General features: G+C 45.0%; 25 protein-coding genes and 4 pseudogenes. 8 read left to right on the top strand and 21 right to left on the bottom strand.

Going from position 1 to position 21,147, the window contains the following annotated elements; genetic code table 11:
• Positions 1-18: 18 nt before the first annotated feature.
• The 9 genes from dinG to HV345_RS24935 form a co-directional block, all read right to left on the bottom strand.
• On the bottom strand, positions 19-2,091 hold the full coding sequence (gene dinG, locus HV345_RS24975) for an ATP-dependent DNA helicase DinG (protein WP_016241562.1): 2,073 nt from the start codon (positions 2,089-2,091) through the stop codon (positions 19-21).
• A 94-nt stretch (positions 2,092-2,185) separates the two neighbouring features.
• Positions 2,186-2,479, bottom strand: coding sequence for a hypothetical protein (locus HV345_RS24970; protein WP_007372274.1), 294 nt, complete (start codon positions 2,477-2,479; stop codon positions 2,186-2,188).
• 12 nt (positions 2,480-2,491) lie between these two features.
• Positions 2,492-2,797, bottom strand: coding sequence for a hypothetical protein (locus HV345_RS24965; RefSeq protein ID WP_016241563.1), 306 nt, complete (start codon positions 2,795-2,797; stop codon positions 2,492-2,494).
• A 154-nt stretch (positions 2,798-2,951) separates the two neighbouring features.
• Positions 2,952-3,224 carry a hypothetical protein gene (locus HV345_RS24960; RefSeq protein WP_007372272.1) on the bottom strand — a complete coding sequence of 91 codons (273 nt, stop codon included), beginning with the start codon at positions 3,222-3,224 and terminating at the stop codon, positions 2,952-2,954.
• A gap of 114 nt (positions 3,225-3,338) precedes the next feature.
• On the bottom strand, positions 3,339-3,614 hold the full coding sequence (locus HV345_RS24955; RefSeq protein WP_007372271.1) for a hypothetical protein: 276 nt from the start codon (positions 3,612-3,614) through the stop codon (positions 3,339-3,341).
• 74 nt (positions 3,615-3,688) lie between these two features.
• Positions 3,689-4,165, bottom strand: a complete 477-nt coding sequence (locus HV345_RS24950) for a hypothetical protein (RefSeq protein ID WP_007372270.1) — start codon at positions 4,163-4,165, stop codon at positions 3,689-3,691.
• 35 nt (positions 4,166-4,200) lie between these two features.
• Positions 4,201-4,659: a hypothetical protein gene (locus HV345_RS24945; protein ID WP_007372269.1), complete on the bottom strand. Its 459-nt coding sequence runs from the start codon at positions 4,657-4,659 to the stop codon at positions 4,201-4,203.
• A gap of 108 nt (positions 4,660-4,767) precedes the next feature.
• The gene (locus HV345_RS24940; protein ID WP_007372268.1) at positions 4,768-5,034 is read right to left on the bottom strand and encodes a hypothetical protein; all 267 of its coding nucleotides are present in this window, start codon (positions 5,032-5,034) and stop codon (positions 4,768-4,770) included.
• Positions 5,035-5,126: 92 nt separating this feature from the next.
• A complete protein-coding gene (locus HV345_RS24935) occupies positions 5,127-5,531 on the bottom strand; it encodes a hypothetical protein (protein ID WP_229233733.1) in 405 nt (134 codons plus the stop codon).
• Positions 5,532-5,677: 146 nt separating this feature from the next.
• Here HV345_RS24935 and HV345_RS24930 point away from each other — a divergent pair, with 146 nt between their 5' ends.
• The 4 genes and pseudogenes from HV345_RS24930 to HV345_RS24915 all read left to right on the top strand — a co-directional run bounded on the left by HV345_RS24930 (position 5,678) and on the right by HV345_RS24915 (position 9,864).
• Positions 5,678-6,829 (top strand): IS30-like element IS30 family transposase, encoded by a 1,152-nt coding sequence (locus tag HV345_RS24930; RefSeq protein ID WP_001254932.1) that lies wholly within the window; start codon positions 5,678-5,680, stop codon positions 6,827-6,829.
• Between the two features lie 12 nt (positions 6,830-6,841).
• Positions 6,842-7,735, top strand: a pseudogene (locus tag HV345_RS24925) (IS3 family transposase); the annotation flags it as partial.
• A 54-nt stretch (positions 7,736-7,789) separates the two neighbouring features.
• Positions 7,790-8,866 carry a toxic anion resistance protein gene (locus tag HV345_RS24920; protein ID WP_227675418.1) on the top strand — a complete coding sequence of 359 codons (1,077 nt, stop codon included), beginning with the start codon at positions 7,790-7,792 and terminating at the stop codon, positions 8,864-8,866.
• 23 nt (positions 8,867-8,889) lie between these two features.
• Complete coding sequence (locus tag HV345_RS24915; RefSeq protein WP_048213847.1) at positions 8,890-9,864, top strand: hypothetical protein; 975 nt, start codon at positions 8,890-8,892, stop codon at positions 9,862-9,864.
• Between the two features lie 37 nt (positions 9,865-9,901).
• Here HV345_RS24915 and HV345_RS24910 read toward each other — a convergent pair whose 3' ends face one another.
• From HV345_RS24910 to HV345_RS24900, 3 genes are all read right to left on the bottom strand, one after another.
• Positions 9,902-10,090 carry a hypothetical protein gene (locus HV345_RS24910; protein WP_007372207.1) on the bottom strand — a complete coding sequence of 63 codons (189 nt, stop codon included), beginning with the start codon at positions 10,088-10,090 and terminating at the stop codon, positions 9,902-9,904.
• Positions 10,091-10,125: 35 nt separating this feature from the next.
• Positions 10,126-11,316, bottom strand: coding sequence for a hypothetical protein (locus tag HV345_RS24905; protein WP_048213848.1), 1,191 nt, complete (start codon positions 11,314-11,316; stop codon positions 10,126-10,128).
• 112 nt (positions 11,317-11,428) lie between these two features.
• Positions 11,429-11,827 (bottom strand): hypothetical protein, encoded by a 399-nt coding sequence (locus HV345_RS24900; RefSeq protein ID WP_016241897.1) that lies wholly within the window; start codon positions 11,825-11,827, stop codon positions 11,429-11,431.
• A 160-nt stretch (positions 11,828-11,987) separates the two neighbouring features.
• Here HV345_RS24900 and HV345_RS24895 point away from each other — a divergent pair, with 160 nt between their 5' ends.
• Both HV345_RS24895 and HV345_RS24890 read left to right on the top strand, forming a co-directional pair.
• On the top strand, positions 11,988-12,494 hold the full coding sequence (locus tag HV345_RS24895; protein ID WP_007372203.1) for a hypothetical protein: 507 nt from the start codon (positions 11,988-11,990) through the stop codon (positions 12,492-12,494).
• 269 nt (positions 12,495-12,763) lie between these two features.
• Positions 12,764-12,985 (top strand): hypothetical protein, encoded by a 222-nt coding sequence (locus HV345_RS24890; RefSeq protein ID WP_048213849.1) that lies wholly within the window; start codon positions 12,764-12,766, stop codon positions 12,983-12,985.
• Positions 12,986-13,030: 45 nt separating this feature from the next.
• Here HV345_RS24890 and HV345_RS24885 read toward each other — a convergent pair whose 3' ends face one another.
• The 3 genes from HV345_RS24885 to HV345_RS24875 form a co-directional block, all read right to left on the bottom strand.
• A complete protein-coding gene (locus HV345_RS24885) occupies positions 13,031-13,456 on the bottom strand; it encodes a hypothetical protein (RefSeq protein WP_016241518.1) in 426 nt (141 codons plus the stop codon).
• Between the two features lie 13 nt (positions 13,457-13,469).
• On the bottom strand, positions 13,470-13,898 hold the full coding sequence (locus tag HV345_RS26590; protein ID WP_032155219.1) for a hypothetical protein: 429 nt from the start codon (positions 13,896-13,898) through the stop codon (positions 13,470-13,472).
• 133 nt (positions 13,899-14,031) lie between these two features.
• On the bottom strand, positions 14,032-14,346 hold the full coding sequence (locus HV345_RS24875; protein ID WP_009652923.1) for a hypothetical protein: 315 nt from the start codon (positions 14,344-14,346) through the stop codon (positions 14,032-14,034).
• A gap of 661 nt (positions 14,347-15,007) precedes the next feature.
• On the opposite strand from HV345_RS24875, the pseudogene HV345_RS24870 reads away from it, so the two are divergent.
• Positions 15,008-15,256, top strand: a pseudogene (locus HV345_RS24870) (transposase); the annotation flags it as partial.
• Positions 15,257-15,265: 9 nt separating this feature from the next.
• Here HV345_RS24870 and HV345_RS24865 read toward each other — a convergent pair.
• Positions 15,266-16,417 carry an IS30-like element IS30 family transposase gene (locus HV345_RS24865; RefSeq protein WP_001254932.1) on the bottom strand — a complete coding sequence of 384 codons (1,152 nt, stop codon included), beginning with the start codon at positions 16,415-16,417 and terminating at the stop codon, positions 15,266-15,268.
• Positions 16,414-16,482: pseudogene (locus HV345_RS26585) on the bottom strand (hypothetical protein); the annotation flags it as partial. The pseudogene HV345_RS26585 and the gene HV345_RS24865, both read right to left, overlap by 4 nt.
• Here HV345_RS26585 and HV345_RS24860 point away from each other — a divergent pair.
• Positions 16,480-16,878: pseudogene (locus HV345_RS24860) on the top strand (integrase core domain-containing protein); the annotation flags it as partial. The pseudogenes HV345_RS26585 and HV345_RS24860 overlap by 3 nt on opposite strands.
• A 433-nt stretch (positions 16,879-17,311) precedes the next feature.
• On the opposite strand, the gene HV345_RS24855 reads toward HV345_RS24860, so the two are convergent.
• The 4 genes from HV345_RS24855 to HV345_RS24840 all read right to left on the bottom strand — a co-directional run bounded on the left by HV345_RS24855 (position 17,312) and on the right by HV345_RS24840 (position 20,983).
• Complete coding sequence (locus HV345_RS24855) at positions 17,312-17,917, bottom strand: hypothetical protein (RefSeq protein WP_043016718.1); 606 nt, start codon at positions 17,915-17,917, stop codon at positions 17,312-17,314.
• Positions 17,918-17,927: 10 nt separating this feature from the next.
• Positions 17,928-18,350: a hypothetical protein gene (locus tag HV345_RS24850; protein ID WP_043016719.1), complete on the bottom strand. Its 423-nt coding sequence runs from the start codon at positions 18,348-18,350 to the stop codon at positions 17,928-17,930.
• 14 nt (positions 18,351-18,364) lie between these two features.
• Positions 18,365-19,120 carry a hypothetical protein gene (locus HV345_RS24845; protein WP_009654999.1) on the bottom strand — a complete coding sequence of 252 codons (756 nt, stop codon included), beginning with the start codon at positions 19,118-19,120 and terminating at the stop codon, positions 18,365-18,367.
• Positions 19,121-19,273: 153 nt separating this feature from the next.
• Positions 19,274-20,983 carry a DUF4942 domain-containing protein gene (locus HV345_RS24840; protein ID WP_007372173.1) on the bottom strand — a complete coding sequence of 570 codons (1,710 nt, stop codon included), beginning with the start codon at positions 20,981-20,983 and terminating at the stop codon, positions 19,274-19,276.
• Between the last annotated feature and the right edge of the window lie 164 nt (positions 20,984-21,147).

The raw sequence follows: 21,147 nt of genomic DNA, 5'->3' as shown, positions 1-21,147 counted from the left end.
CAACCTCTCGACTGTTGATTAACGAATTTCGCGCCTGAAAGGGGGCAGGGATGCGAGGATGTCTTTCCCGTAGGCTTTTGTCTTCAGGCGTTTATCCAGGATAGTCACCGCGCCGGTATCGCTCTCTGTGCGGATAAGCCGACCAACGGACTGGGTCAGTTTGAGGCAGGCCTCCGGTATCGAGATTTCCCGGAAAGCATCACGCCCGTTTTTCTCCAGCCACTCCGTCAGGGTCTGGCCCACCGGGTCGGTCGGAACGCTAAAAGGCAGCTTGGCAATGATGACGTTGTTGCAGTACACGCCAGGCAGATCCACCCCTTCACTGAAAGAAGCCATACCAAAGATAATGCTCGGCTCACCACGGTCGATTCTGAGCTTATGGCGCAGCAGTATTTCCCGTTTTGGAAGTGCCCCCTGTATCAGCAGAAGCGGTGAAATGTGTTGAGGCATCGCCTTGCTGACTTCTTCCATCTGCCTGCGGGAGGCGAACAGCACGAGGCAACCCTGAAGCCGAAGCACCAGTTTGGGAAGGAGTTCGATGATCTCCGCCGTATGTTCTTCATGATTGGTCGGAACCGAGCGCATACGGGGGATGAACAACACGCCGTTGTTCTGGTAATCAAACGGGCTGCGGGCCAGCAGGGTAGGTGTATCGACTGGAAGACCGGCCTGCTCCAGGAATGCGTCAAACTTGCTAAGGGAGCGGATTGTTGCCGAGGTCACAATGGTGGCATAAGCCTTCGACCAGAGCTCGGATTTCAGGTGTTCGCCCGCATAGACCGGACTGCAATTAATCACCACTTCGGTGCTGCGTTTAGTACGACGGACGTTAATCCACCGGGCCATAGGCATACCAGAGACGGTTTTATTCCCGCAGTATGAGGCCAGAGCCTGATGCATACCCGCCAGGCGATTTGCCAGCTCGCCGACAGCCATCTTTTGAAGGGCCAGTTCTTCCTCGCTGATATCCCGCCCGGCCTCATCTACAATCGCCGTCATTTTCACAACGATATTCTGCATCTCGTTTACTGTCTTTAACCCAGGCTTAAACAGGGCCGCAATATCTTCAGGAACGAAACCTTCCGGGAAGCGATAGATGTCCGATTCCGTGCCATTTGGCATTTCGTGATCGTTTCGCCAGTTCAGGGAGCGTAAAAGTGTCCCCCGCAGCTCACCGAGCTCATCACCGGCATGGCCCGCAAGCTCCACCAGCTGCTGCACGTGCTTTTCCATAGTCCCGCCGTAGGACTCTGGCATGGTCATTACCATGTCGAAGATTTCGCTCATGAAATGCCTGCTGGCATCGAGAGAGGCGGAGGTCGCAAAGTGGTTAATTGCTTTCTGCGGAACGTGGTGACCTTCGTCGAACACATAAATGGACTCTTCCTGCGGGGGAAGGATAATACCGCCTCCCAGTGACAGGTCAGACAATACGATGTCATGGTTGGCGATAACCACATCCACCGACTCCAGCAGGGCGCGGGCGAGGAAGAACGGACAACGGTGATAATGTGGGCAACGCTTTTTAGGGCACTGACTGCCAATAGCATTGACCCGACCCCATACCGCCTCATTGATCTCATCAGGATAGGAATCACGCTCTCCTGTCCAGTGACCACCAGCAAAGGCCTTGCTGATATCCTCCACATCATCGCGGATGTAGCCATAGGCATTCATCTCGCTTTCCATATGAACGTCACAGCGCATCTGGCAGAAGTAACGGCTACGGCCCTTCGCCATCGCATAGGAGAAGCTCAGGCCCGCTCTCGCCTGTATTTCTGGCAGATCCTTGGAGATGATTTGTTCCTGAAGCGCAACGGTTGCCGTGGAGATGATCAGCGTCTTATGCTTTTCCATCGCCAGGGGGATCAGCGGCAGACAATACCCGAGTGTTTTCCCTGTCCCCGTACCGGCCTCAATAACCCCGACGCGATACTGCTCCTCAGCGGGGGTAGCGTTAACGACTGCGCTGCAAAACGCCATCATGTCTACCTGCCCGGCACGAGGGGACAGACCCTTTGCGTCCAGGAAGAAGTGATAGGCTCGCTCAGTCATTTCAGCGGCAGTCATCCGGGGTTTATTGTCTGGCATATCCGTACCTTGTCCTCTGCTGCTCAGGAGGCACAGCCCGGCAGCGGCTATCGAAGTCAGGTACATCCTCATGCTGGTGGATGTACCGGGTTCATCAGTCTTCCAGTGAATGGCCTTTAAAGCGTCTCACATAGCGTTTAATTTCAGTTTCGGCCTGTTCCAGTACAGCTCGGTTGCAGTGCTCAAGAACACAGTAAGGCCCATGTGCTGGCCCGCCATCGCTGGTTTCGCAGGCATCAAGCTTGAGCCGAACGGAGGCATCGAAGATAAATTGGGTGATTTTCGCAATGGAGATCTGGTCTTTGTCTTCCTGCTCTTTGGTGTCGATGACATCGCCGTTATACACGTCGAAATCGAGCCGCAGGCGGTAAACTGTGTCGATTGCCATAATCGGATCCCTTCAGAGGATGTCGTAGATGACTGGGACGCGGCCACGTTCTACCTGTTGATTCAGGGTGCGGAAACCACCGTGATCAACGATGTAGAATTCACCCGCCACGGCGGAGCGATGGAAGTCGGCGAGCTCTTCAGTGCCAAAGACGAAAACCGGGGTTCCAGAGGGGACGGTCATGCAGGCAGTTTTTCCGCCATAGCCGCGAACCGTAAAGGTGATTACCCCATCCGCGCTGGTGGGCAGGAAATCGGCGAAAATCGAATGAAAGGCTTTATTCGCCTTATCGCTGAATACGTCGGTCAGTGTCTGCATGATGCGCCCCGTGATCTCGTTTTATGTTGTACTGATACCAGTACAACACGGGCCCGGCAGGTGACGAAGGCGATACGTCGGGTATTATCAGAATGAATATGTCGGTCTGAAATGGTTTATCAGTGAGCCATCAGCTCCGGCCCCGGGACGCGAATCAACGGTCGTTATGCTGTAGCACCTCCACGAACTGTCCGCAGCTGTCGCAGCAGTACTCATTGGCGAACCTGCCATCGTCTTTCCAGTTGTTTGCCCCGCAGCGGCAGAGCAGTACACGTACCTGAGAAGGGCGGATGCGAGCTTGACCGAATTTGGTTGTCCACTGAGGCTCGCCATCAAAGCGAAAAGAGTCAATGCGAAACCTGCTTTCGCGTTCGTAGGTGTTGAGGTATTTGAAGTACAGCTCTTCAGAGAGAATGGCATCGGTCATCGTGTATTCCCTGTCTGGCCCCGTGGAGGGTGATTTGCGGCAGAGTGTTGCGTTGCGAAAACTGCCAGGTTGTCGGAGCCATTACACCACGGGTCATACAGGTCACGAAGGGGGTTACTTACCAGCCAGCGCTTTCTCTTCCCTGGTAGCCAGGCGCATTTGCCCGAAACCTTCACGGATCAGCAACGGCTTTTCTTTCTTCCAGCCCTTAACGACGGACTCACCGAAACGACGCGGGGCGTTACCATTCCAGGTGGCTATGACGTGGTTATCATGGACTTCGACAATCACGACCGGGTGGACGACAACTGTTTTAAGTGTGGTGTTGCCCATATTTACCCGGCTAACCGACCAGACACTCATCCCGACTTCCAGCTGGCTTATTTTCATCTTCATTTCCTTCTAAACGAACGTAGTGCGCCACGGCGTAATGTCGTGACGCACATTACCATGCCCGGGGCTTATCAGAACATAAGCCAGGTGGCGTTACCGGCAGTATTTCTGGACTGGTAGGCTTTTGCCTGCGCGTGAAGCAGCTTCCACAGCTGACGAAGTGTAGCAGCATGATTTTCACCACCAGCATTAACCCGCAGTTCGCCGATCTCGCGGGTAACAGTGAAACAATTCCGGCTCTCATCCCAGCCTGAATGTTCACGCGCTTCCACCACCAGATCATTAGACGTATCAGGGCCGGTCTTTGCTGCATTCAGCACGAACTCCGTTTTAACAGTAATACGGCTGGCGTTATCCGGCGCATCCAGAAAGACGGTGAACCCCTCAGTTCGGCGGTCAGTTATACGACGGCTCCCCCAGGAGGTGATCCCCCTCTGGACACGCATCATTGAAAGAGCGTGGGACTCGGTTGCCTGCACTGTGCGATACAGGTCGGTCAGGGAAGAAAGGCTGAAGCTTTCAGGGGCAGTCTGGATAGCGTCGGTCATGGTAGATCCTCGGTTATATGGTGTGTTTTCTGGCTTCAGTAGCTGTCGTTTGCCACGTAATAGGACGTGCCTGGATAGAAGTAGCGGTAATCCGGCTGCATGTCATTGGTGATGACGGATGCTTCTTCCCAGACCCCGCTGGTGGACATAAACTCATCTGTCGTTTCATTCTCCAGCCGCATATAGCGTTCAGGAGCGCATTCCGCCCAGGCGCGTTTCACCGTATCCCAGTTAGCGTACTGGCTGATTTCAATATTCAGGGGCGCATTCTTCTCAGGCTGGTTACGGCGGGAACTCAGCACGAAATTCAGCTTCAGGACGATACGACTGTCGTTGTCAGGAGTATCCATCCAGATCTGGTATTCAGCCGTAGGCCGGGATGACTGGTTTTTGCGGCCCCACGAGGTGACACCGGTTTTAACCTGGACTATCGAGACTTTATGCGCATCAGTCTTGCCAACGCTGGTCATCAATTCAGACAGACTTTTAAACATGGTGCATCCCCAGTGATTATTGGTATGTTCGTTTTGTTTACTTATTAAATCACTGGTTACCCGGGTGACGAAGTCAGAGCCGGGTAAAAAAAGGACAAAATTTGCGGATTAGTGGCTGGTGGTGGTATTGGCCTGCGGGACAGGGCCATCGAACAATTTGTCAAAAAATTCCACGCCACGCTGGTACACATCGCGCAGCTCCATATCTTCACGCTCGGTCAGGCCCATCTTATTGAGCACGGCAAGGCCGGTACGAAGGCGAGGAATCAATACGGTTTCCAGATAGATCCTGCGGCCCGCAATAATTTCCGGGGATGCTTCATTGATGTAAAAATCAACGGTTTTCGTGATGCTGAAGTGCTTTACTTCGCTCATCGTCTGGTACTCCTCAGAATGATGTCATGATACTCGGTTTGATTCAGGGGAGGGGAGCAACCCGGGCAAACAAGCCCGGGCGCAGGCAGCAGTTATTCGAGACCCAGTGCAACGTGATCGCCATCATCAGAAAGGCGAATGAATAGCATCTGCGTACCGCCGCTCAAGCCGAACTGGAGATCCCAGCCTGGGACAGAAGATGTCTCGCATTCACGCACATCGATGACCTGGTCACGGTAGAGCAAGAAGCGTGTATCAGACTTGTCATCTTCAGCGACGTGGGCCATCTGATCAGCAAATTTGTCTTCGAGGTCGAACCAGCTTTCCAGCCAGACCTTATCAGAGACCAGGCTGATACCGCAGGCGGATTCCGCCGTGCCGGTCACAGCCTCAGCGACTGGTTCTACAGAAGTCATATTAAATACCGCATCAACTACCAGTGCCTGCTCTGAGGTCGCCGGGTAGATACCTTGCAGATAAACGCTATTGCCGTTCACTTCGAAGCCGTCTTCAAGACTGATGTCGTCATGATCAACGTCATAAACATCCGCGAGGTTGCGAAGACAGATCAGGTTGGCTTCTGTAGATTCAATTGGTCAACGCAACAGTTATGTGAAAACATGGGGTTGCGGAGGTTTTTTGAATGAGACGAACATTTACAGCAGAGGAAAAAGCCTCTGTTTTTGAACTATGGAAGAACGGAACAGGCTTCAGTGAAATAGCGAATATCCTGGGTTCAAAACCCGGAACGATCTTCACTATGTTAAGGGATACTGGCGGCATAAAACCCCATGAGCGTAAGCGGGCTGTAGCTCACCTGACACTGTCTGAGCGCGAGGAGATACGAGCTGGTTTGTCAGCCAAAATGAGCATTCGTGCGATAGCTACTGCGCTGAATCGCAGTCCTTCGACGATCTCACGTGAAGTTCAGCGTAATCGGGGCAGACGCTATTACAAAGCTGTTGATGCTAATAACCGAGCCAACAGAATGGCGAAAAGGCCAAAACCGTGCTTACTGGATCAAAATTTGCCATTGCGAAAGCTTGTTCTGGAAAAGCTGGAGATGAAATGGTCTCCAGAGCAAATATCAGGATGGTTAAGGCGAACAAAACCACGTCAAAAAACGCTGCGAATATCACCTGAGACAATTTATAAAACGCTGTACTTTCGTAGCCGTGAAGCGCTACACCACCTGAATATACAGCATCTGCGACGGTCGCATAGCCTTCGCCATGGCAGGCGTCATACCCGCAAAGGCGAAAGAGGTACGATTAACATAGTGAACGGAACACCAATTCACGAACGTTCCCGAAATATCGATAACAGACGCTCTCTGGGGCATTGGGAGGGCGATTTAGTCTCAGGTACAAAAAACTCTCATATAGCCACACTTGTAGACCGAAAATCACGTTATACGATCATCCTTAGACTCAGGGGCAAAGATTCTGTCTCAGTAAATCAGGCTCTTACCGACAAATTCCTGAGTTTACCGTCAGAACTCAGAAAATCACTGACATGGGACAGAGGAATGGAACTGGCCAGACATCTAGAATTTACTGTCAGCACCGGCGTTAAAGTTTACTTCTGCGATCCTCAGAGTCCTTGGCAGCGGGGAACAAATGAGAACACAAATGGGCTAATTCGGCAGTACTTTCCTAAAAAGACATGTCTTGCCCAATATACTCAACATGAACTAGATCTGGTTGCTGCTCAGCTAAACAACAGACCGAGAAAGACACTGAAGTTCAAAACACCGAAAGAGATAATTGAAAGGGGTGTTGCATTGACAGATTGAATCTACAGCGGCGTACTTCGCAAAGCTGTCCGACTGAGGTACGCCTTTATCCGTGACAACACCTGTTGCTGGCCTGTTCGCCTGCTCTGTCGGGTGCTGGATGTTCATCCCAGTGGTTTTTACGCCTGGCTTCAGCAGCCGCATTCACAACGCCATCAGGCAGACCTGAGACTGACAGGACAGATTAAACAGTTCTGGCTGGAATCGGGATGCGTTTATGGTTATCGCAAAATCCATCTGGATCTGCGGGACAGCGGGCAACAGTGCGGAGTGAACCGGGTCTGGCGACTGATGAAACGTGTCGGGATAAAGGCTCAGGTCGGATACCGGAGCCCGCGGGCACGTAAAGGCGAGGCCAGTATCGTGTCGCCCAACAGGCTCCAGCGACAGTTCAATCCGGATGCTCCGGATGAGCGTTGGGTAACGGACATAACCTACATCAGGACCCACGAAGGCTGGCTGTATCTTGCCGTGGTTGTTGATCTGTTCTCACGCAAAATTATCGGCTGGTCCATGCAATCCCGGATGACAAAGGACATTGTCCTGAACGCACTGCTGATGGCTGTATGGCGGCGTAATCCCCAAAAACAGGTGCTGGTTCATTCGGATCAGGGCAGTCAGTACACAAGCCATGAGTGGCAGTCGTTCCTGAAATCACACGGCCTGGAGGGCAGCATGAGCCGTCGCGGTAACTGCCATGATAATGCGGTTGCAGAAAGCTTTTTCCAGTTGTTGAAACGCGAACGGATAAAGAAAAAGATCTACGGAACGCGGGAAGAAGCCCGCAGCGATATTTTTGATTACATCGAAATGTTTTATAACAGTAAGCGTCGGCATGGTTCTAGCGATCAGATGTCACCGACAGAATATGAAAACCAGTATTATCAACGGCTCGGAAGTGTCTAGATTATCCGTGGCGATTCAAAGATCATAAATAGTATTGATATATTAGATGTCAAAGTGGCTAAGGAATTTGATAAATATGCTGTTGATGTAAGTATGGAATCATCAATAAAAGATGCAGTCAGATCTTTCCAGATTGGTGATATTGATGCCGCGCATAACTTTGGACGATTGGAGGACACTACTGATATTAATTATCTTGATAACCTCCTTCTCAGCGTCAGCTCATCATCTCAGGGCAAGAAGGGAGAGACTCTGAATGAGATTGTTGCACTGGCTCGTGAAGTCAGTAATGCAGTCGAACCAAGTTATCTTCAAAAGAAACTGTCACGGATACCGTATGTTGGGCCTTTCATAATGAAAGCCATCGGTCTTCATTTTAGTGCAATGTCAAGATTTGATTCAGTTAAAGGACAAATCGATATTTTAACCTCGGATATCGAAAGCATATCGGAGGGGTTGTTTGAAATGAATAAAAATATTGATGGAATGTATGACCAAGCTTTAACTAGTGTAAAAAATACAGGGGTTAACATTGTAGCTGCCTATTACATTCTGGAGAAGTTACAAACAGTTCAGGCTTCTATTCGTAAGGAACTAAAAAATCAGCCTGATAATACCATGCTGAGCATGGAAGCAATGAATATTGAACATCAAATCGCCCTCATAACAAAACGTCGAAATGACATGATCACGGAACAACAAAAGGCATTTGAAGACCTAAAGATGATGAAAATGATGAAGTTCAATAACCTCTCGATGGTAGACCAGTTTGAAACTATTATTAAAGTAACGATACCATCTTCTAAACGCAGCCATCTTATTATTGACCAGGCCGAAAGGAGTGATAAAAGCTCATTACTGATTCAGGCAATTGGTGATTCTGTAAATCAACAAGCCAGACGTCAAGCTTTGTTAGTAAAAGAGAGCAGTATTCGTGTAGCCAAAACAGCTAATCGTACTGTATATGATGTTGAGACAATTGATTACATATCAAACCAGATCAATGAGGCCGGTCGAGAAATTAAAAAAATCCACGACCGAGCCAAGACGCAACATACCCAGCTTGAAGCTCGCGCAGCGCAATGGAAGGAGAAGCGTTTTATGGTAGCAAAAGAACTGTCTTCCAAATAATAGTTAAATTTAGAGGATGTGCTATGGCTAGAATCAGAAAAAGTAATCCATATGATGATGTTGAGAATGCTATTAGACGGAAGCGTGATAGAGCTATATATTTTACCTTAGCTATATCTCTAATCTTCGCTATTATATTTCTAATATTATGGTTTTGTATTCCATCAGACATGCCAGTAGATGAGCAAGTCAAACAGGTTTCTGACGATATATTCAACATTCTACGCTCCAATGAGTTAGTTCCTGAAAATGCTTTTGATACGATTGGATCATTTATTTCCATATATGGAAGAGTTGGTGTGGGTGTATGTATATTGATTGTAATACTAGGGGCAATTATTAATGGGAATGGTTTACAACTTGAGATAATGACAAGTTGCATAGTATTGTTTGTAGGGTTTAATTTATTTATTGCTGCATTTGGTGATGAGCCTCATAATTATAAATACAATACCGACAAAATAAGTACTGCTATGAAAACTGGAGACTTGGACTCTTTGTATGAAATCTATGGAGACAGAGGGAGTTTACTAAGAAAGTCAGTTGAAAAAGCACTTGCAGATCCTAAACCAGCTACTGCAAAAAAACTGGGAGATATCGATGGCCTGTTACTCAGAGGTGTAATAATTACTGCTGAAAAAGTATCTGATAGCAATTATAAAAATCATCTTGGAAACTTGGTTTTGTTAATGCCTGAATATAAAGAGGATAGTGTCAAAGACAAAAACACACTGTTTGATTCACAACTTTATAAAGCTATTGATTACCATATTTATGACATTGGTTACAAGTCTGGTGCGCTTGCTTCAAATCCTCTTTCTGCTTGGAAGTCGGGAAATGATCTTAAATCCAATTATATTAAATATATTATAAAAAGTACTGCTCTAATATTTTTTATACTTGCCGTAATTTTTGTGGTGATTATACTGCTGACGGTTAGAAATGGCCGTAGGCTTACTTATTTGATAGAGTCTAATATTAAATATCTGTCGAAATAAAATAAAACGCCCTTAAGGGCGTTTTATTTTTGTGTGCTTATTTACCATCCGTTTCATCATCTACTTTCTGAGTCATGATTGGAGGCGGCGCTTCATTATCAATTTTCCTACGGCCTTCATCGCTGAAGAAGATTTTCCAGATAAAGTGCCCGACAAAAAGGATTCCGCATCCTATAATCAGCGCCCAGTCGAAAGTGTCAAATGGTCTGTTAAAATAATCAAACATATAGTTCTCCAGGGTAGAGTTCGTGACTAAGCCCGTTAAACGTTGTGTGGATAATTGCTCCACCAGACCGGGCAATGCAATTCATTGTTTTTTTCAGACCATCCGGCATCTATGAGTAATCTCTTCACAAAAAATGGCTGGTTTCTGAAGATATCTGTAGAAATTGATGTAGCTTTAATGACACTTCCTTTTTCACCAGGTTTTGTTGGTTTCTCGTAACGCGTTATACCGATATGCTGTAGACGTGACCTAATCGCGCCATCTGTCCTATTCATTTTCTTGGCAATCACTTCTATTGAACGATGCTCAGATAGAAGTGTAATTAAAAACTTATAGTTTCCACATACCCATTTGGCTGGTTTTTGTGGTTCTCTTTGGTTCCGTTCAGGCACTGATCTTTCCTTAATTTGTTGTGGTTTTTCACTATCACAATCAATGTCAGTTCTGGCCGGGTAATTTGAAATGGTTTTATCTGGTACGGTTTCATAGATAATTTCATTAAGCACTATATGCTTGCTCCACCAATCTGGGGCGGTAAGGTCGAATCCATCAATGTGCCAGCCGAATTCGATTAGTGGCAGGACATCAAGAAAACGTTTTTTTGATAATTTCGCAGAACTTATTTTTTTATTTAACCATATAACCGTACTAGATGAATCGTCTTCAGCGCCCACGGTAATCATTCCAAGCTCTATAAGTTGCTGAAGAGTGGATTGATGGCTTCTTAAGGTAAGCTCGGCAAGTGCCGTTTTACTGATACCATGTTGTATCGCCTTAAGTAAGGCCCGAGTATCGTCAGGAGTCCACGGTTTACCGGTAATGAGGTGTGAAGATGTTTTCTTATGTAGCTGATCAGTATCCTCATCTTCGGGTACTAACAGGCTTGTGTTTCTTGTTCGCCACCATTCTGGAGAGTACAGAACATTTTCACCATTTATGCAGTGTGCTACCCATCCATTATCTAGCAGGGTTTTAAGAGTTATACCTGAAGCTGGTTCAGCCGGTGGCACTCTGATTGAAGAGTTAGGCTTGAGGGTAATTTCGTTAGGCTCGGAGAGATTTTCTCTTATGAGAAGGTATAAATCCAACTCGATACATCTTAACTGGATTATCCTTTCATTGTATCCAAGAATGGACGTAAGCGCTGCAAATGAGTAACCATCCTTAAGCCCTTTTATAAGCTTCAGATCTTCAGCTGGTGACCATGACGGTAATTTCTTCTTCATTCACTTGCCTTAGAGTGAACTAAATATTTCTGATATTACTTGTAAATCAATAATTCTTGAATCGAGAATGGGGGCGTTTTGAGGTGTATAAATCGCACTTAGACTCGACCATTTAGTATCCGTGGTTGAAGAGCTCCTCAACTCCAGCATTTACGACATCCTGGTTTCCAGGGATGTAACGTGGCCAGCCTTCTACCTCTTTGATGTTCTTAACGATAACTCCTTCGAAGCCAAATTGATCTGCCGATATATCAACAATATGGAATTCATCGTTGTTGGAGATCTCACACCAGTAATGACCGAACCCGCCATACATAGTGAATAACCCGCCGTCAGATTTCCCATCGCCACCTCTAATCACAGCTGATAACCCTTTGCTATGTGCCAGACGAGCTAATAGCAGACTGGCAAATAGGCATGTGCCCGTTGTGTCATCGGTATCACAGTCAGCGAGGATACCGTTCAGTAATGCCCGTGCTTCAGTCGCAACATCATTAATGAGGTTTTTCATCAGGGTTACTTATCGCAAATCGGTTTCAGGGGATTCTGCCAGACAGGCCGTAGCGTGACAATTTTTTATGACCCCAATAGGGGGCGAAATTAACGGGTCTTAGAATTTCGTCACCGATGAATGTTGCGTTAATCTTTTTTTATATAAAGAGGAGCTAACCATGAATAAAATGAAGTACAGTGCAGTATTGAATGAATGGAATTTTAAGTATGATTCTGCTGAAAGATTCGGTGACTCACACTTTCTTTATATCCATAATTTCATGAACGATCAGAGCCAGTTACTTGGTATTATCATAGCTGATTTTTTGAAGGTTCCTCAGATAGAACTTCTTCCTATTCAGACCGCCATAGATAACCTTGTAAGGTTATTAAAGGTTCAGACATCCAGGTCGTTAACGTCTGATGAGGGTGTTGATCTTGCTCAATTCCTCACTCAGTACCTCAGACAGACACAATCTTATGCTGCGGTTTCAAGTATGTGTCCGGTTGGTCAAAAGTTGAATTTTTTCCTGAACATCTACCCAAGAAAAGGTAATAAAGAGTTTTCTTTTCGATTATTCGCAATCACCACACTCAATGAAATTACAAGCGTGTCTGAATTTGTTGAAATGGCACATAGTACTCAACAAAGTGATCTGATTAATAATCCTGGTTATTTTGTTTGATTACTAAATAATTCCATATTGAAATCATTAACCATCACTTAACAGTGATGGTTTTTTGTTTTATTTCAATTATCTTTTTGTTCGATATGACTATCTGCTTTTTATAATCTGATTTCACTTACTATCATGCTGATACTACTAGGTAAAATGGTCGTGATGACTTTAATTCATGCTATTCCATTGAGATTTGTGTTTACAATCAATAAAAATATTGTTAATAAAATGTAATCCTTAACATAAATCAACATGGATATGGAACCTACACTACAATGGCAAAGAAAAACATACATCAGGAAGAGATTGTATTCGCGAAGAAACAGCTTGTTCTCCTTGCAACATTAAAAGGGAAGGTAAGTGAATTGATTCTAAAGTGGGAAGGGAACATTGGAGCTGAGACTCCTGACTATCATCTTTTAATGAACCAACTTGAGTCAGTAGAAAAGCAAATATTTTCTAAGATTGGTGCTTGGAAAAAGACATCTTTGCTTTGAGTGTCAGTGAAGAAAAACTTTATGAACAAACTTAATCCTCCTGCTTTATGTAATTCTTTTTTTACCAGGGATTTCTAGGAGAATCTTAGTCCATAACCCATCTGTCATAAAATCAATTATCGAGTCTGATATCATGGCTTTATTTGCAATTCTTTGAGCAGTGTAAATTGCCTGACTTTTATCTTCGATAAAGATGCCATGAGGCACTAGACTAACATTATCTTCGGTTTTCCTTGCCCACATGCGGAGGCGGTAATCTATTATGTATTCGTCATACTCTATCCACAGATGAGGTCGAATTATCTGGCCAGTTCCAGCCAACGTTACTTCTCCAACGATGCGCTGGTGCGGTATACAGAATCTATCTAGCAGGCAACTTACAACCATAGTATGACCATCACATTCGAGTGGAAGTACATCATATTTATGTAACAGCTCGCAGACATAAGCAACTTCAGGGGTTATGAACATTTACGGCCTCATATTAGACGGGGAGGGTGCTTAATTGGTCATTAAGCCTAAGTGATGATGGAGCCCAGTAGCCGGAACCGCACATCCACCGTTCACCAGGAAATGAAAAACCCTCTCTGATAAGAAACTCCCTAAGTTCGGTGCTGATGACATTCTCAACCTTTAAGATGTAGTTATTTGTCTCAGCTGCTTCTTTTAATTTCGAGAGTAACTGTCTGAAAAATCCTTTGCCTGGGGTCTTCACTGAAATGGTTGCGACTACCAGTACCGACGAACCGAGGTATGACATTTTTCCCGTCCGGGCACGGATGTATAACTCATCTACTAACTGAAGACCTTGAACCTTCATTGATTTTGAATGAAAGATGCTTTTTTTTGCTTCAACCATTAAGTGAGTGAATGATTGAAGGATCTTATTGATGTCTCTGTCATGACAACTCATATAATCACCAAATTAAATCAGCATAATAAATTGCACAGTGTATAGCGTAACTTTTCAATAAAGTTGATGCTTTGAAATAAAAGCAACAATACATAATCTTTGTGTCTTATTGGCTAAGGTTGTTATGTAATTATCAGAGGTTTTTAATCCTTTCTAAAGATGCTAGATATGCTTCATAGTTATCTCCAAATTTTTTCTTTGCCCGTCTTACTCTCATCTTTTCTGCCAGTTCACTCTTATGCTCGGTCTGGTATTTTTTATTGTTTTGGAGTTTTACACCTGCACCGGAACCGGCAGCATAATTTCTGTTTTTATCGCTAATGCACAACTTGCATTTACTTTTAAGGCCAAACTTACCCTTAAGTTCCTTACCGAATTCTTCGAAGGGTTTAACCTGATTGCATCCTTTACAGCGTTTGCACCCAGAGGGGAGATCTTCATTAGCCATGTCTAGTTCCAGTGGTTAAAGGTAATGAACTGCATTTTACTGCAAACAGGCACTTCCAACCATAAAATCGACTACTTAACCATAATTCAACATAAGGTTCATTAAGCGCACCAAGGTAAGGTGTTGATTGTTAAGGGTTTATCAGGGGGTTCTCTTGACTTGTTGGTATCCTCGGACTCAGGCTGTTACGTATCCTGTGACTAACTGAGCCCCGTCCGTGGTGACCAGTTAACAGATTCTCCAAGGAACCTTGTTAACGCTGCTTTAGCATACTGAGGCTTTGAGTAGTATCTGGGAAACCAGCCATCATAAGTTTGTGTGCCATTGCGCCGGTATTCTGGCCTGACTGACAGCTTACATCCATTACCATCAGTAGAAATACAAAAAGTGTACCCATCAACAGAATCAGAAGTAAGCAGAATGGATGTCATTGGGGATACCTCATTATTGAACTAACCAGAAACTACAATGGTGATCCGACATGGTTTCCTCGATTTTACCGACTGAGCTGTCATATAGCGATACCTTTTATTCTTAGGTTCTCTTGCAGTATTGGCTATCGATTGTCACAATTTAGTCTGGTGGCACTGGTTCATTTTGAATCGCCACGGGTTTAACAGACACCTCAGAGTCATTTAAGATGGCTTAAAGAGAGGTGCCCATGAGCGGTAAGCGTTATCCCGAAGAGTTTAAAATTGAAGCAGTCAAACAGGTTGTTGATCGCGGTTATTCTGTTGCCAGCGTTGCAACACGTCTCGATATCACCACCCACAGCCTTTACGCCTGGATAAAGAAGTACGGTCCAGATTCTTCCACTAATAAAGAAGAGTCAGATGCTCAGGCCGAGATCCGCCGTCTCCAGAAAGAGCTGAAGCGGGTTACCGACGAACGGGACATATTAAAAAAAGCCGCTGTAGATTCAATCTGTCAATGCAACACCCCTTTCAATTATCTCTTTCGGTGTTTTGAACTTCAGTGTCTTTCTCGGTCTGTTGTTTAGCTGAGCAGCAACCAGATCTAGTTCATGTTGAGTATATTGGGCAAGACATGTCTTTTTAGGAAAGTACTGCCGAATTAGCCCATTTGTGTTCTCATTTGTTCCCCGCTGCCAAGGACTCTGAGGATCGCAGAAGTAAACTTTAACGCCGGTGCTGACAGTAAATTCTAGATGTCTGGCCAGTTCCATTCCTCTGTCCCATGTCAGTGATTTTCTGAGTTCTGACGGTAAACTCAGGAATTTGTCGGTAAGAGCCTGATTTACTGAGACAGAATCTTTGCCCCTGAGTCTAAGGATGATCGTATAACGTGATTTTCGGTCTACAAGTGTGGCTATATGAGAGTTTTTTGTACCTGAGACTAAATCGCCCTCCCAATGCCCCAGAGAGCGTCTGTTATCGATATTTCGGGAACGTTCGTGAATTGGTGTTCCGTTCACTATGTTAATCGTACCTCTTTCGCCTTTGCGGGTATGACGCCTGCCATGGCGAAGGCTATGCGACCGTCGCAGATGCTGTATATTCAGGTGGTGTAGCGCTTCACGGCTACGAAAGTACAGCGTTTTATAAATTGTCTCAGGTGATATTCGCAGCGTTTTTTGACGTGGTTTTGTTCGCCTTAACCATCCTGATATTTGCTCTGGAGACCATTTCATCTCCAGCTTTTCCAGAACAAGCTTTCGCAATGGCAAATTTTGATCCAGTAAGCACGGTTTTGGCCTTTTCGCCATTCTGTTGGCTCGGTTATTAGCATCAACAGCTTTGTAATAGCGTCTGCCCCGATTACGCTGAACTTCACGTGAGATCGTCGAAGGACTGCGATTCAGCGCAGTAGCTATCGCACGAATGCTCATTTTGGCTGACAAACCAGCTCGTATCTCCTCGCGCTCAGACAGTGTCAGGTGAGCTACAGCCCGCTTACGCTCATGGGGTTTTATGCCGCCAGTATCCCTTAACATAGTGAAGATCGTTCCGGGTTTTGAACCCAGGATATTCGCTATTTCACTGAAGCCTGTTCCGTTCTTCCATAGTTCAAAAACAGAGGCTTTTTCCTCTGCTGTAAATGTTCGTCTCATTCAAAAAACCTCCGCAACCCCATGTTTTCACATAACTGTTGCGTTGACCAATTGAATCTACATTTGGGATTTCAGGCGTTCAGGTCACGCGTATTCTGGACAGCATTGCACTGTTTCGAGGCTATCCGGCGACGATAAGAACTGACCAGGGGCCGGAGTTCACTTGCCGTGCACTGGATCAATGGGCCTTTGAGCATGGTGTTGAGTTGCGCTTAATCCAGCCGGGCAAGCCAACGCAGAACGGATTTATTGAGAGCTTTAACGGACGATTTCGCGATGAATGTTTGAATGAGCACTGGTTCAGCGATATCGTTCATGCCAGGAAAATTATTAATGACTGGCGGCAGGATTATAACGAATGCCGCCCGCACTCCACGCTGAATTATCAGACACCGTCTGAATTTGCAGCGGGCTGGAGAAAGGGTCATTCTGAGAATGAAGATTCCGACGTTACTAACTGAGTGTTGTATCTAATCGTGGGGGCAGGTCAGTCTGCCTGACGGAGAGTAACTAATTAGTTCCGGTAAATTCCCTGGGGTTTTTGAGGAAGCTTTTGTAATCATCAATCATATATCACTCATACTGAACTTTTTGACCACATAGAAAACAGAATATTTTTAATCACACTACATAGTAAGTAGATCCCTCTACCTACATATTTCAAATAGTTCCAGTATGCACATCCATAAACTGGCATCCGCCAGAACAGAGAAGGTAAACGGTTATCATTCGTTTTACTCTACCAGCATGTCTTACATTTTCAATAACGGATCTATTACTACCCATATTTTATGCTTAACAGAATCCATTATAGATGCATGGTTAATTCTTTCTAATGTGTTTGTTTGCTATTTGTGCAAGGTCGAAATATATTCAGCTTGTGCGTCAATGACATTAATCTTTGTGGATGTATAGGTCAGGTTGTCCGGTGTGTGTATACGAAATGTCTGAAATCAACCTTCCCTCAAAATCGTGCCAATCCCATTCCTTTTGAATTTTTTCTCCCATTAAAACACGATCCATCCTTTGAAGTTGCCAATCCATATAAATCAGTAAAAGAGCCATTTCTTCTTTTTCATTATTAGTCATGCCCTGCCCTAATTTATAAGCTTCTTTTGTGAGCTGATAGATCTGAACAGAGTTTTCAACAATGTATTTAAATATTTTTTCTACGCAGCCGGAAATGGCAATTGAATTTTGGCAATTAATGTCATTAACGAGTTCGCGTGTATCTATTTCCCAGTTTCTATATAAATCAATCTCTGCGGTATAATGTTGATTTGTGTTTAAAGGAATACCACCAAAGATTCGACAATAGAGTTCTACTGCATCGGCCTGTTCCAGGCAATTAGCCATGTAGGGAAAATCAGGCAACGTGGAATGAATCAATTGGAGATAAGCTAACCTCTGAACAACCTTTTCATATGGCTGGTTAGTTTCTACGCCATAGAACATGTCTTTATTGATGTCATAACGATGAGTGATCCTGATCTTCGCCATTGCTAGCCTCTTAATTCAGATAATTGATATCAGCATCGTCCGCACGTGCGGCATTACCAGCTACTAGCTGAGCGCATTTTGCAACGCGGACTGAGTGGTCAAGGTTGACCTTGTCGAATTCAGCCTTCAGTTGCTCATCTGGCTTAGCTTCGTTAACAGTTACCAGAATCCGACTAGCATACTCGCTACCCTTGGCTTGATTGCCTACCATCTTACCCAGTACACGGCCAGCTTTTGATTTCGCTTCAGTCAAACGTTCCTCGCCATTTTCGAGGTAGTCTTTACATGCGATAACAGCAGCAATCTCGGAAGCATGAACTTTCATCACGTCATTCAGTTCGTCACGAGATGGAGAGCTTTCCGCTGATATTGCGAAACTTGATGCATTAATTGCAAATAAACAAACAACCGCATTTAATATTATTTTTCTCATCACAGGTTTCCTTTTTATTGGTTACGAGGCAATGCTGCTTCAGACAGCTGGTAATTCAATATTGATAAGTAGGCCAGAGGTATAGTTGCTGCCGGGATTAACCATTCATACCTGAGCGAAAAGTATGACCACGAAAGTAAAACAACACCAGAGATAGCTGAAAATGCGAACAACGGCCCAATATTCATAAAAGTACTTTTACAAATGACTGGTATACTTTTCAGCAGAGAACCTTTACACCGCGTAACTGTTGGTATGAATAAAACGAGCATTGGCGTAGCGATAAATACGCTCAAAGTGGCAAGGGCGTACATATTGAAATACACTATTAGGTTGGAGTAAGCCAGACTAATGCTTGTTAATGTTGGTTGTTTATATTCAACATGGTTGGTTTCACCCGCAACCGCTGAAGCAATCATAAATTTGACTAACCACAATATTACGATCATTAGTACGGTCAGGAATAATGCATAAACTAACACAACGATAAAGTTGCGTAGTTCTTCCCAGATATTCAATCTTAGCTCTGAGCTTTGATATCGGCATAAGATAGCCGTAAGGTAGAGGGTGAGTACAACTGGCTGTAAGATAAAAAATGCAAGCCCCTCCATTGTCACATTTTTCATGATGAGTGTCAGGAGTCCACCACCAGCAATTATCGGCAAGAATATTGCCAAAATACCATGAAGAGATGCCATTGTTTTCATGGAGGACAACATTATTTGTTTGGTATCTTCGAAAGATAATTTATTGATGAGAAATGCTGACATTGTGTTTCCTCTTCATGTAGTTGGCTCAATTGTCGCATGTTGAAAAATTTGAATAGCATTTAACATCGACAAACTGACGGCTTTTTCTCTATCTCATTTTTTCTGTTCAGTTACGGGTGACGAAATTAACTCGACCAGCTCTTCCTTTCCCCACTATTCATGGGCATCAACGGAGAAAAGTTTTATGGATTCTGCGGTTCCTTCAAAGGCGTTGTCATAGCAACCCAGAATATTGATGTCGTAACCGGGCCCAGCTTCTCGGGTTAAAAGATGCTCCTTTGCGCTCCCTGGCAGTATTGCTATCAAGCGTCCTCCCGGTTTCAGGAATCTCATCGCATGTTGAAAATGTGCAATCCAGCGTGAGTCACTAAATGGAGGATTCATCAGAATTCTTTCAAACAAGCCGGTATTTTCAGGCTTGACCAATAGAAAATCATTAAGGGTGACGTTCCAGCGCAGGCCAGTAATTGCAACAGCTGCGGGGTGTATATCAAAACCAGTAACATCCACCCCCTCTGGTAACCCTTTCAGTAGCGCACCAAGACCGATATTCGGTTCCAGCAAACGCATACCTGAAGCCACCATACATTCATCAATTGCTCGTTTCTGGAGTTCTCCGACCGTTGCATAGAACTGGTGCGTATAGCGGTCAGGTATAGAACCATGTAATGCCAGAAGTTTGAATGCTTCAACGGGGCTAAAGTCAAAGTCATATACTTCTCTATATCTTCTGACAGCACCCAATGACTCCCATATGTTCACCAGTTCTTTTTTCTCACTAACAGACTGGTTGTCCCGCAGGATAAAAGTGTGCGGCCCCGGTGACAGGTGTTTGCCCGCGTTCAAATGGTCAGTGGCATATGATATTAAGGAGTTAACAGCAGAGAATGATATCAACTGCGACCGATATTCATTGGTTTTTACAGTTCTTGCGGAGTTATGGCCGGTGGTGTATCGGCGATCGAGAGGAATGCAGCCTGGCATTAAATGGGATAGTACCAGATTGAGATTGTCACAAGTTTCCTCCTCAATCAGGATATGCACATTGCCGTTAATAAACCCCTTCACTTTAAGACTATCGTTATCAATACTTACCCATTCGCCAGGGTTACTCATCATGTACTCTTTGACCGCAGCCGAATTCACATCCTCAGCACCGCTTCGTCCATACATCAGTCCAATAACCTTACGAAGGTCATTAAAATAGTTGAGATAGTCATAGGATCTGCGGTTATCTCTACTTGGTAAGCAGCTGGCTATGATGAGTTTGTTGCTGAAGCCCTGGGCACGGTTAGTCTTATGCAGAGCGGAGAGCTTTTCAAACACACCATGAACCATCTGGGCGAAGTAGTCTTTTTTCTCTTCATTCAATGCGAATGCGGTAGAAAAGATACTTTCTTCGTTGAAGGGTACAGGCTTAAGCTTCTCAAAATTTGATTCTGATGATTTTCGCCATGCCCTTAATCCTTCGTTCCAGTCATCGTATCTTTCGGTGGGCATAAATGGTTTTACGCCGGTCAGATCGAGCAGCTTTTGCCAGTACTTTTCATCGAGAGCACAGCGGGCCCGTTCTATACAGAACAAATTTTCTACAGCCAGCGTATATTTGATGGAATTGTCACAAGAATCACAGAACATGCGCCATGCTTCATCATGCCGGTTCCGCATCACTGCATCATACATGGCCTGCATGTGCTTCAGTGTTGTGTTGTATTCCACCAGCAGATCGCGCATGGCATTTAGTTTTTGAAAGCCGTCATGTTCAATGAGGCCACTTTGACTGTCTACGGGATTAGCATAAAGGCTGAGGACGTCTGATTCATTTTCATCGTTATTCGCTAATACAGCTGTCGGTAGGTTCATCAGATTTCTCCAAATAGAGAAATTATGAGACAGGTATGGCAGGTGACGAAGCAAATCGACGAACTACATAAGCCGGGATATTTGGGGATACCGTGAAGTACATAGCACGGCGGAAGTCCAAAAAAAGAGACCCCAGTAAGGGGTCTTAAATGAGGTATATATAA

This window comes from Citrobacter sp. RHBSTW-00986 (genome assembly GCF_013783065.1).
Lineage (GTDB): Bacteria > Pseudomonadota > Gammaproteobacteria > Enterobacterales > Enterobacteriaceae > Citrobacter > Citrobacter braakii.
This window is presented reverse-complemented; position numbering and strand designations above follow the sequence as displayed.

Excerpts from the sequence above, each read along its gene's own strand:
- dinG (WP_016241562.1), bottom strand. The coding sequence starts at position 2,091 with ATGCCAGACAATAAACCCCGGATGACTGCCGCTGAAATGACTGAGCGA.
- HV345_RS24970 (WP_007372274.1), bottom strand. The coding sequence starts at position 2,479 with ATGGCAATCGACACAGTTTACCGCCTGCGGCTCGATTTCGACGTGTAT.
- HV345_RS24965 (WP_016241563.1), bottom strand. The coding sequence starts at position 2,797 with ATGCAGACACTGACCGACGTATTCAGCGATAAGGCGAATAAAGCCTTT.
- HV345_RS24960 (WP_007372272.1), bottom strand. The coding sequence starts at position 3,224 with ATGACCGATGCCATTCTCTCTGAAGAGCTGTACTTCAAATACCTCAAC.
- HV345_RS24955 (WP_007372271.1), bottom strand. The coding sequence starts at position 3,614 with ATGAAAATAAGCCAGCTGGAAGTCGGGATGAGTGTCTGGTCGGTTAGC.
- HV345_RS24950 (WP_007372270.1), bottom strand. The coding sequence starts at position 4,165 with ATGACCGACGCTATCCAGACTGCCCCTGAAAGCTTCAGCCTTTCTTCC.
- HV345_RS24945 (WP_007372269.1), bottom strand. The coding sequence starts at position 4,659 with ATGTTTAAAAGTCTGTCTGAATTGATGACCAGCGTTGGCAAGACTGAT.
- HV345_RS24940 (WP_007372268.1), bottom strand. The coding sequence starts at position 5,034 with ATGAGCGAAGTAAAGCACTTCAGCATCACGAAAACCGTTGATTTTTAC.
- HV345_RS24930 (WP_001254932.1), top strand. The coding sequence starts at position 5,678 with ATGAGACGAACATTTACAGCAGAGGAAAAAGCCTCTGTTTTTGAACTA.
- HV345_RS24915 (WP_048213847.1), top strand. The coding sequence starts at position 8,890 with ATGGCTAGAATCAGAAAAAGTAATCCATATGATGATGTTGAGAATGCT.
- HV345_RS24910 (WP_007372207.1), bottom strand. The coding sequence starts at position 10,090 with ATGTTTGATTATTTTAACAGACCATTTGACACTTTCGACTGGGCGCTG.
- HV345_RS24905 (WP_048213848.1), bottom strand. The coding sequence starts at position 11,316 with ATGAAGAAGAAATTACCGTCATGGTCACCAGCTGAAGATCTGAAGCTT.
- HV345_RS24900 (WP_016241897.1), bottom strand. The coding sequence starts at position 11,827 with ATGAAAAACCTCATTAATGATGTTGCGACTGAAGCACGGGCATTACTG.
- HV345_RS24895 (WP_007372203.1), top strand. The coding sequence starts at position 11,988 with ATGAATAAAATGAAGTACAGTGCAGTATTGAATGAATGGAATTTTAAG.
- HV345_RS24890 (WP_048213849.1), top strand. The coding sequence starts at position 12,764 with ATGGCAAAGAAAAACATACATCAGGAAGAGATTGTATTCGCGAAGAAA.
- HV345_RS24885 (WP_016241518.1), bottom strand. The coding sequence starts at position 13,456 with ATGTTCATAACCCCTGAAGTTGCTTATGTCTGCGAGCTGTTACATAAA.
- HV345_RS26590 (WP_032155219.1), bottom strand. The coding sequence starts at position 13,898 with ATGAGTTGTCATGACAGAGACATCAATAAGATCCTTCAATCATTCACT.
- HV345_RS24875 (WP_009652923.1), bottom strand. The coding sequence starts at position 14,346 with ATGGCTAATGAAGATCTCCCCTCTGGGTGCAAACGCTGTAAAGGATGC.
- HV345_RS24865 (WP_001254932.1), bottom strand. The coding sequence starts at position 16,417 with ATGAGACGAACATTTACAGCAGAGGAAAAAGCCTCTGTTTTTGAACTA.
- HV345_RS24855 (WP_043016718.1), bottom strand. The coding sequence starts at position 17,917 with ATGGCGAAGATCAGGATCACTCATCGTTATGACATCAATAAAGACATG.
- HV345_RS24850 (WP_043016719.1), bottom strand. The coding sequence starts at position 18,350 with ATGAGAAAAATAATATTAAATGCGGTTGTTTGTTTATTTGCAATTAAT.
- HV345_RS24845 (WP_009654999.1), bottom strand. The coding sequence starts at position 19,120 with ATGTCAGCATTTCTCATCAATAAATTATCTTTCGAAGATACCAAACAA.
- HV345_RS24840 (WP_007372173.1), bottom strand. The coding sequence starts at position 20,983 with ATGAACCTACCGACAGCTGTATTAGCGAATAACGATGAAAATGAATCA.